At 73.2% G+C, this 8,436-nt stretch carries 10 protein-coding genes; 8 read left to right on the top strand and 2 right to left on the bottom strand.

Going from position 1 to position 8,436, the window contains the following annotated elements:
• The first annotated feature begins 52 nt into the window (after positions 1-52).
• Complete coding sequence (locus ACFU7Y_RS34215) at positions 53-565, top strand: hypothetical protein (protein ID WP_380770696.1); 513 nt, start codon at positions 53-55, stop codon at positions 563-565.
• Positions 566-648: 83 nt separating this feature from the next.
• On the opposite strand, the gene ACFU7Y_RS34210 is transcribed toward ACFU7Y_RS34215, so the two are convergent.
• Complete coding sequence (locus ACFU7Y_RS34210; RefSeq protein ID WP_224281186.1) at positions 649-1,098, bottom strand: hypothetical protein; 450 nt, start codon at positions 1,096-1,098, stop codon at positions 649-651.
• Positions 1,099-1,265: 167 nt separating this feature from the next.
• Here ACFU7Y_RS34210 and proC point away from each other — a divergent pair, with 167 nt between their 5' ends.
• Together proC and ACFU7Y_RS34200 are read left to right on the top strand one after the other, a co-directional pair.
• On the top strand, positions 1,266-2,093 hold the full coding sequence (gene proC / locus ACFU7Y_RS34205) for a pyrroline-5-carboxylate reductase (protein ID WP_224281187.1): 828 nt from the start codon (positions 1,266-1,268) through the stop codon (positions 2,091-2,093).
• A gap of 137 nt (positions 2,094-2,230) precedes the next feature.
• The gene (locus ACFU7Y_RS34200; protein WP_380770695.1) at positions 2,231-3,427 is read left to right on the top strand and encodes an MFS transporter; all 1,197 of its coding nucleotides are present in this window, start codon (positions 2,231-2,233) and stop codon (positions 3,425-3,427) included.
• A gap of 28 nt (positions 3,428-3,455) precedes the next feature.
• On the opposite strand, the gene ACFU7Y_RS34195 is transcribed toward ACFU7Y_RS34200, so the two are convergent.
• Positions 3,456-3,920 carry a hypothetical protein gene (locus ACFU7Y_RS34195; protein ID WP_380770694.1) on the bottom strand — a complete coding sequence of 155 codons (465 nt, stop codon included), beginning with the start codon at positions 3,918-3,920 and terminating at the stop codon, positions 3,456-3,458.
• 238 nt (positions 3,921-4,158) lie between these two features.
• On the opposite strand from ACFU7Y_RS34195, the gene ACFU7Y_RS34190 reads away from it, so the two are divergent.
• From ACFU7Y_RS34190 to ACFU7Y_RS34170, 5 genes are all read left to right on the top strand, one after another.
• Positions 4,159-5,355 carry an acetoin utilization protein AcuC gene (locus ACFU7Y_RS34190; RefSeq protein WP_380770693.1) on the top strand — a complete coding sequence of 399 codons (1,197 nt, stop codon included), beginning with the start codon at positions 4,159-4,161 and terminating at the stop codon, positions 5,353-5,355.
• A gap of 226 nt (positions 5,356-5,581) precedes the next feature.
• The gene (locus tag ACFU7Y_RS34185; RefSeq protein ID WP_045699258.1) at positions 5,582-5,791 is read left to right on the top strand and encodes a helix-turn-helix domain-containing protein; all 210 of its coding nucleotides are present in this window, start codon (positions 5,582-5,584) and stop codon (positions 5,789-5,791) included.
• A 190-nt stretch (positions 5,792-5,981) separates the two neighbouring features.
• On the top strand, positions 5,982-6,080 hold the full coding sequence (locus ACFU7Y_RS34180) for a 30S ribosomal protein bS22 (RefSeq protein WP_003948845.1): 99 nt from the start codon (positions 5,982-5,984) through the stop codon (positions 6,078-6,080).
• A 151-nt stretch (positions 6,081-6,231) separates the two neighbouring features.
• Positions 6,232-7,341 carry an NAD-dependent epimerase/dehydratase family protein gene (locus ACFU7Y_RS34175; protein WP_380770692.1) on the top strand — a complete coding sequence of 370 codons (1,110 nt, stop codon included), beginning with the start codon at positions 6,232-6,234 and terminating at the stop codon, positions 7,339-7,341.
• A 7-nt stretch (positions 7,342-7,348) separates the two neighbouring features.
• Complete coding sequence (locus ACFU7Y_RS34170; protein ID WP_224281192.1) at positions 7,349-8,356, top strand: lysophospholipid acyltransferase family protein; 1,008 nt, start codon at positions 7,349-7,351, stop codon at positions 8,354-8,356.
• The last annotated feature ends 80 nt before the right edge of the window (positions 8,357-8,436 follow it).

The following is an 8,436-nucleotide window of genomic DNA, read 5'->3' as shown; positions in this document are numbered from 1 at the left end:
GGGCCGGGACGGCTCCTCCGTCGCATGTGGCGGTCGGGTGATAATCGACGGCGTGAGCGAGCAGCCCCCCATCTCCGCCCCCGCCTCCGCTGGCACCCCCGAGCCGGAGCCGATCCGCTTCTTCGGCACCACCTGGCTCAACCGGGACAACGGCTACTGGCTGCGCCGGGTCGGCGTCTCGGTCGGTGCCCTGGCCGCGACCGCCGCCGCCGTGCTGGTGCTGCGCTTCGGCGTCGAGGGCGTCGCGCTCTCCGACAGTGGCGGCTTCGTGAACGGGCTGCTGACCGCCGCCATCGTGGTCTGCTCGATGATGGCCGTGCGGCGCACCTGGAAGGTGCTCACCGAGGGCAAGGACCGGTTGACCGGCTGGATGGCCGAGGACACGTCGCTCGGCGCGGTCTGGCTGATCGGCGGGGCCGGCTCCCTGGCCGCCTACTTCGTCCGCAGCCTGGTCGAGGCCCCCGGCGAGGGCGTCAAGCGGGCCGCCTACCAGCGGGCCGTCGAGCAGCACGGGAAGCGCCGGGCGGGGCGCAGTGGCGGGCCCGGCGCCAAGCGCAAGCGCTGACCGTCAGCTGCGGCCGACGGTGCCGCACCCGGTGTTCACCCCGCTTCGTCCGGACCCGCGCCGCTGCCTGGTCCTCCGGCCGCTCAGTCCTTGCCGCGGGCCTGCTTGACCGACCCGACCACCCCGGCGATCGCCAGCAGCAGGCCGGCCGGCAGCAGCGAGATGAAGAAGGCGTCGAACAGGTCCGCGTCGCCGAGGAACAGCTGGGCCAGCGTGTTCAGCGCCAGCAGGCCGCCGGCCGCCGGGAGCGCCGACTGCCACGGGTGCTCGTTCGCCCAGCGGCGCAGCCGCCGGTCGGCGGTGTCGTGCCGCAGTCGGCCGCCGACGGTGGCGACCAGGAAGAAGAAGAACAGGCCCCAGCCGGCCGGTGAGGCCAGCATGCTCAGCGACCAGTTCCCGGAGATCGCCTCGATCCCCAGGGCCGTCGCCCCCACCACCGCACCGACCCCCGCGGCGGTCCGCCACGGACCCACGGTCGCCGAGGCGACGGCGAGTTGCCGGTTCTCACGTCGGGACATTTCGTCGTGTGCCATGGCTCCACGGTGCGCCCGCCGGAGCCGGGAGGCCATAGGGGAAACCCCCGAGATTTCTCCCTAGGGGCAGGGTCGTTCGGGTCCGTCGCGACCACGGAGCGGACGGTCCCCGCGGGTGCCACCGGGCGGTGCGAGGATGGCCGCAGCACCGAGGCAAGGAGTGGACCATGGGCAGCAGCGCAGCACACGGACAGAAGATCGCCTTCCTGGGCACCGGCAAGATCGGCGAGGCCCTGCTCTCCGGTCTGCTGCGGGCCGGCAAGAACCCGGCCGACGTCCTGGTGACCGCCCGCCGCCCCGAGCGCGCGGTCGAACTCGCGGCCCGCTACGGCGTGGTGGCCGTCTCCAACATCGAGGCCGCCAAGCTCGCCGACACCCTGATCCTCGCGGTCAAGCCGCAGGACATGGGCGCCCTGCTGGAGGAGCTGGCCCCGCACGTCGGTCCGGACCGGCTGGTGATCTCGGCCGCGGCCGGCGTCCCCACCGCCTGGTTCGAGGAGCGGTTGGCGCCGGGCACCCCGGTGGTCCGGGTGATGCCCAACACCCCGGTCCTGGTGGACGAGGGGATGAGCGTCATCTCGGCCGGCTCGCACGCGGGCGAGGAGCACCTGGTGCGCGCCGAGGAGATCTTCAGCTCGGTCGGCAAGGCGCTGCGGCTGCCCGAGTCCCAGCAGGACGCGGCCACCGCGCTGTCGGGCTCCGGTCCGGCCTACTTCTACTTCCTGGTCGAGGCGATGACCGACGCCGGCATCCTGCTCGGGCTGCCCCGGCAGGTGGCGCACGACCTGATCGTGCAGTCCGCGATCGGCGCCTCGGTGATGCTGCGCGACTCCGGCGAGCACCCGGTGAAGCTGCGCGAGGCGGTCACCTCCCCGGCCGGCACCACCATCGCGGCGATCCGCGAGCTGGAGAACCACGGGGTGCGGGCCGCCCTGCTCGGCGCCCTGGAGGCGGCCCGGGACCGCTCCCGGGAGCTGGCCTCGGGCGGGAAGTAGCGGGAGGCAGCGGGAAACGGTCCGCGGAAGCCCGCGGCGGAAGTCCCTGCGCGACCCCTCCCGCAATCGCGGCGCACCCCCTACGCTCTCGCCAACATCGTCCTACCGGTCGGTAGCGAGGTCGCCTGGAGGTCCGCTTGAGTGCCGCACCCCCCACGATCCCGCCCGGCCTGCGCGCCGGGCGGGCCGCGCTCGCCGTCAGCTTCCTGCTCCAGGGCACCGTCTTCGCCCTGCTGGTCACCTGCATCCCGGAGATCCAGCGCCGGTACGGGCTGAGCGACGGGCTGCTGCCGGTCTTCCTGGCCGCGGTGCCGGTCCTGGCCGGGGTCGGTTCGATCCTCTCCGAGCAGTTGGTGAAGCGCACCGGCGCGCGGACCGTCCTGCGGGTGGTCCAGCCCGCCGTCTGCCTCAGCCTGGCGGCCGTCGGGCTGGGCGGCACGCTGTGGCAACTCGCCCTGGCGCTCGGCGCGTTCGGGCTGCTGGTGGGCGCGTTGGACGCCAGTATGAACATGCTCGGGGTGGGGCTCCAGCACCGCTACGGCCGTTCGATCATGATCGGATTCCATGCCGCGTTCAGCCTCGGCGGCATCCTCGGCGCGGCCCTGGCGGGCCTCGGCTCGCACTACGCCCTCGGACTGCCGGTGCTGTTCGGCACGGCCGCCGCGGTGGTCGCCCCCCTCGCGGTGCTGACCGGCATCCGGTTCTCGGGCCCGGCCGAACTCGGCGACGCCGTCCGGGAGGCCGCCGAGGCCGCCGCCCGGTCCGTCCCCTGGCGTCCGCTGCTGCCGCTCTGCCTGGCGATGGCCTTCGCGTACATCGCGGACGCCTCGGTCTCCAACTACAGCGTCAAGTACCTCACCGACGGGCTGGGCAGCCCGGAGGACCTCGCCAAGCTCTCCTACCTGGGCTACATGGTCGCGATGCTGCTCGGCCGCGCCCTGGGCGACCGCGCGGTGCAGCGCTTCGGTGCCGTCCCGGTGGTCCGCGCCGGTGCCGCGCTGGCCGCGCTCGGCTTCGCGGTGGCCGCCCTCGCGCCCGCCGCCTGGGCGGGCATCGCCGGTTTCACCGTGCTGGGCTTCGGCATCTGCGCGATCATCCCGCAGGTGTTCGCGGCCGGCGGCCGGCTCTTCCCGGCCGACTCGGACGCCGCTGTGGCCCGGCTCAACCTCTTCAACTACGTGGGTTTCCTGCTGGGTTCGCCGCTGGTCGGGGCGATCGCGGACGCGAGCTCGTACCGCTGGGCGCTGCTCGCCCCGATGCTGCTGGTGCTCGCCGTCCTGCCGCTGGCCGACCGCTTCGCCCCGGCACCGGCCCTGGCCCCCGCCGTCGGGTGACGGCGGGGGCGGTCGACGGGGCGTGGGGTCAGCTGATCACGGTCTGGAGCTCGGGCAGCCCGAAGGTCCAGCCCTGGTCCTTGGCCGTGGTGGTGCCGCCCACCTGGCCGAACTCGTAGTAGACGTACGGCGCCCAGTTCAGTGTGTACGGTGCGGTGCCCCACGACGGGGTGTCGGTGATCTTGACGGTGAGCGTGACGCTCTTCGTCGCCCCGGGCGCGATCGGCGCGTTGAAGTGGAAGTTGGCGCTGTTCCCGTTGATCGCACAGTCGGAGGTGTCACCGGTGCAGCTGACGACGGTGAACGCTCCGGCCTGCGTGTTGGCCGGCCAGGTCGGCTGGACGGACTCGTAGGCGAAGTAGATGGCGCTGTTCTCGGTGTTGGTGAGGGACAGCGTCAGGGTCAGCTGGTCTCCCGCCTTCGCCGTCGACTTGTCGACCGCGAAGGTGGTGCCGCTGACCGCGGCGGAGGCCGGCTGGGCGGCGAAGAACACGCCAAATCCCAGTATTGCAGCGAGAATTACCCCAAGGCGTTGCACGCTGAATGGCTTCATGGCGGAGAGGATATGGAGTCGCAAAGCTTTTGTCTGCACCGCCTCGACACGTGCCTCCACAGCTGCCCCACAACTTCCGTGGTTTCATCGCGCACCTGCCGTCCGGCCACCCCCACGAGCACTGCCCCGGCGCGCCCTGGCGGCCGCCCGGCCACCGCCACCCGCTACGGTGGAGGCCATGCCCGAAGCCGAGCGTGACACCCCCTGCGGCCTGCACCTCTTCTGGGACGAGGCCGTCACCGCCTACGACTTCGGCCCCGGCCACCCGATGGACCCGACCCGGCTGGCCCTCACCATGCGCCTGGTCGAGGCACTCGGACTGAGCACCGGGCCCGGGGTGACCGTCCGTTCCGCGCCGCCCGCCGGAGAGTCCACCCTCCGGCTGGTGCACACCCGGGAGTACATCGAGGCGGTCCGCGATGCCGCCGCCCACCCCGAGCGCTCCGACCCCCTGCACGGACTCGGCACCGACGACAACTGGTCCTTCCCGGCGATCCACTCGGCCTCCGCGCTGATCGCCGGCCAGTCCGTGGCCGCCGCCGAGGCGGTCTGGCGCGGCGAGACCCCGCACGCCGTCAACTTCGCCGGCGGGCTGCACCACGCGATGCCCGGCAAGGCCTCCGGCTTCTGCGTCTACAACGACCCGGCGCTGGCCATCGCCCGGCTGCTCGAACTCGGGGCCGAGCGGGTCGCCTACGTCGACGTGGACGTCCACCACGGCGACGGCGTCCAGGCGGCCTTCTGGAACGACCCCCGGGTGCTCACCGTCTCGCTGCACGAGCACCCCGCCACGCTCTTCCCGCAGACCGGCTGGTCGATCGAGACCGGCGGCGAGGAGGCCCCCGGCTCCGCCGCCAACCTGCCGCTGCCCGCGGGCACCGGCGACGCCGGCTGGCTGCGCGCCTTCCACGCCCTGGTGCCCGAACTGCTCGACGCCTTCCGGCCGCAGGTCCTGGTCACCCAGCACGGCGCCGACACGCACCTGGAGGACCCGCTCGCCCACCTCGCCGTCACCGTGGACGCCCAGCGGCTGATCGCCGAGGCGCTGCACGACCTCGCCCACCAGCACGCCGGCGGCCGCTGGGTGGCCACCGGCGGAGGCGGCTACGCCGTGGTGGACGTCGTCCCGCGCACCTGGACCCACCTGGTCGCCACCGCCGCCGCCCGGCCCGTCGACCCGGCCACCGAGACCCCCGAGTCCTGGCGCGCCGAGGTCTACCGCCGCACCCGCCGCCCGGCCCCGCTGCGGATGACCGACGGCGCCCGCCCGGTCTGGCGCGACTTCGACTCGGGTTACGATCCGGCCGACCGACTCGATCAGGCCATCCTCGCCACCCGCCGAGCGGTGTTCCCCCAGCACGGACTGCTGGCCTGAACCCGCCCCTCCCGACCGCGCCCGGCCCGGGCCGTGCGTACCCCGAGCGGTGCCATCCGCCGGGCGGCTACGTACTGCAACAGTCCTATCTCTCACCGTACGAGGACTGCACTTCCCCTCTTCCCACTGGTACCACCCATAACTACTCTGGGGATACACGTGTGCCGGTGGAGTCACCGGAGGGGAAGCCGGTGCCTTGCACACGGGTAAGGGTCGGGTGATGGTCATGAGTTCCGTCGAGCGCCCCCTTCAGGAAGTCGTCTTCCTGACCGTGGCGGAGGTCGCTGCGGTCATGCGGGTGTCCAAGATGACGGTGTACCGGCTGGTGCACAGCGGAGAGCTGCCGGCCATCCGGGTCGGACGGTCCTTCCGGGTGCCCCAGCAGGCGGTGCACGAGTACCTCAAGGAGTCCTACGTGCGGCTCGAGAGCGCGTAGCGGCGGCGCGCGGGTGCGGGGCCGCACCGGTGGGCCCCGCACCCGTTCGCCGGGGATTTCCCCCGAGTTCTCCGGCCGCCGGGGGCGCGATTTACAGCCCCGGGCAACCGGAAGGTAGGCTAGGCCCTCACGTCAGTCGTATGGACTCCGTCTCTCACGGGCGAGAGTCTCAGTGAGCGAGGGTTGTTCCGTGGGCTCTGTCATCAAGAAGCGTCGCAAGCGTATGGCCAAGAAGAAGCACCGCAAGCTTCTGAAGCGGACTCGCGTTCAGCGTCGCAACAAGAAGTAAGCGCCCCCGGCCGCGCCTAGCGCGCCCAGCGCTTCCACCGCCCGCCCGGGCCCGTCGTGGCCCGGGCGGGCGGTGTCGTTTCCCGGCCCGGTGGGGCGGCACGGTACGGTGCACGCAGGCCGCTCGGGTCGAGGGAATGGGGTGCAGCACCGTGGGTGTGGTCGTGCTCGTCACCGGCGTGGCACGCCATCTCGGTGCCCGCTTCGTCGCCGAGGTCCGCCGCCGGCCGGGCGTGGACCTGGTGGTCGGCGTGGACGTGCAGCCACCCGGGCTGCCGCCCGAGGAGCCGGCCGGCCCGGCCGCCCCGTACCGCTTCCACCAGCTCGACCTGCGCCGCCCGGTGCTCTCCCGGGTGCTCGCCGAGCACCAGGTGGACACCGTGGTGCACCTCAGCGTCAGCGCCACCGGGCTGGGCTCCACCAACCGCTCCGCGGTGAAGGAGTCCAACGTGATCGGCACCATGCAGCTGCTCGGCGCCTGCCAGAAGGCCCCCGGGGTGCGCCGACTGGTGGTGAAGTCCACCACCGGCGTCTACGGCTCCGCGCCCCGCGACCCGGCCGTGTTCAGCGAGCGGATGCAACCCAAGGACCCGCCCGGCGGCGGCTTCGCCAAGGACGCGGCGGAGGTCGAGGGCTACGTGCGCGGCTTCGCCCGGCGCCGCCCGGACGTCGCGGTGACGGTGCTGCGCTTCGCCAACATCGTCGGTCCGAACGCGGACACGCCGCTCAGCGAGTACTTCGCGCTGCCCGTGCTGCCGACCGTCCTCGGCTACGACCCGCGGCTGCAGTTCGTGCACGAGGACGATGCCGTCGCCGTGCTCTGCCGGGCCGCCGACGAGCCCGCGCCGGGCACCGTCAACACCGGGACCTTCAACGTGGCGGGGGAGGGCGTCCTGCTGCTCTCCCAGTGCGCCCGCCGGCTCGGCCGGCCCATGCTGCCGCTGCTGCTGCCCGCGGTCAGCTGGATGGCCGCGCTGGCCCGGCAGACCCGGTTGGTGGACGTCTCGCCCGAGCAGTTGCGGCTGCTCACCCACGGCCGGGTGGTGGACACCGCGCGGCTGCGCGACACCTTGGGCTACCGTCCGGCGTTCAGCACTCCGGAGGCCTTCGCCGACTTCGCCGCCGCCGGGGGCCCGGGCCTGCTGCCGCCCGAGCGGCTGGCCGCCGCCACCGACCGGCTGACCGCCCTGCTCGGCCCGGAAGGGGCCGCGCCCGCCGGGCCGGACGCCGTACCGAACCGCCCCCGCCGACCGAGGAGCTGAACCCGCGATGAGTGCCGCAGCCGAGAACGCGCCGGGCGAGGCCAAGGTCATCCCGATCGAGTCCGCCCCCAGCTGGACCTCGCCCGAGGGGCCGAAACTGGCCGACCGGCTCGCCGGAGCCGTAGGCGGGGCGCTGGCCGGACCGCTCGGCCCGGCCGCCACCCGGCTGTTCGGCAAGGGCTGGGAGGGCCGCGCCGCCGAGGGGCTGGCCTTCCTGCGCCGCCGGATGACCGGTGACTACGAGGTGGACGAGTTCGGCTTCGACCGGGAGCTCACCGAGGAGGTGCTGCTCTCGCTGCTGCGCCCGTTGGCCGAGAAGTACTTCCGGATCGACGTCCAGGGCGTGGAGCACATCCCGGCCGAGGGCGGCGCGCTGATCGTCGCCAACCACTCCGGGACGATCCCGCTGGACGCCCTGATGACCCAGGTGGTCATCCACGACCACCACCCCGCCCGGCGGCACCTGCGGATGCTCGCCGCCGACCTGGTCTTCGTGCTGCCCGGCATCAACGAGCTGGCCCGCAAGGCCGGTCACACGCTGGCCTGCAACGAGGACGCCCAGGCCCTGCTGGAGCGCGGCGAGGTGGTCGGGGTCTGGCCGGAGGGCTTCAAGGGGATCGGCAAGCCGTTCTCCGAGCGCTACAAGCTCCAGCGGTTCGGCCGCGGCGGCTTCGTCGCCTCGGCGCTGCGGGCCCGGGTGCCGATCGTGCCCTGCTCGATCGTCGGGGCGGAGGAGACCTACCCGATGATCGGCAACGTGAAGACGCTGGCCCGGCTGCTGGGCCTGCCGTACGTGCCGATCACCCCGACCTTCCCGTGGCTGGGCCCGCTCGGGGTGCTGCCGCTGCCGACCAAGTGGACGATCCGCTTCGGCGAGCCGATCGCCACCGACACCTACCCGGCGGAGGCGGCGGACGACCCGATGCTGGTCTTCGACCTGGCCGACGAGGTGCGCGAGACCATCCAGCACACCCTCTACCAGCTGCTGGTGCAGCGGCGTTCGGTGTTCTTCTGACGCCGTTCTTCCGGCGGCGCTCTCCCGGGAGGCCGCCGGGTACGGCGAGGGCCCGGCGGATATCGCACTCCGCCGGGCCC

This window comes from Kitasatospora sp. NPDC057542 (assembly GCF_042801945.1).
Lineage (GTDB): Bacteria > Actinomycetota > Actinomycetes > Streptomycetales > Streptomycetaceae > Kitasatospora.
The sequence above is the reverse complement of the archived record's forward strand: the minus strand, read 5'-3'. Positions and strand labels throughout refer to the sequence as shown.

Excerpts from the sequence above, each read along its gene's own strand:
- ACFU7Y_RS34210 (WP_224281186.1), bottom strand. The coding sequence starts at position 1,098 with ATGGCACACGACGAAATGTCCCGACGTGAGAACCGGCAACTCGCCGTC.
- proC (WP_224281187.1), top strand. The coding sequence starts at position 1,266 with ATGGGCAGCAGCGCAGCACACGGACAGAAGATCGCCTTCCTGGGCACC.
- ACFU7Y_RS34190 (WP_380770693.1), top strand. The coding sequence starts at position 4,159 with ATGCCCGAAGCCGAGCGTGACACCCCCTGCGGCCTGCACCTCTTCTGG.
- ACFU7Y_RS34185 (WP_045699258.1), top strand. The coding sequence starts at position 5,582 with ATGAGTTCCGTCGAGCGCCCCCTTCAGGAAGTCGTCTTCCTGACCGTG.
- ACFU7Y_RS34170 (WP_224281192.1), top strand. The coding sequence starts at position 7,349 with ATGAGTGCCGCAGCCGAGAACGCGCCGGGCGAGGCCAAGGTCATCCCG.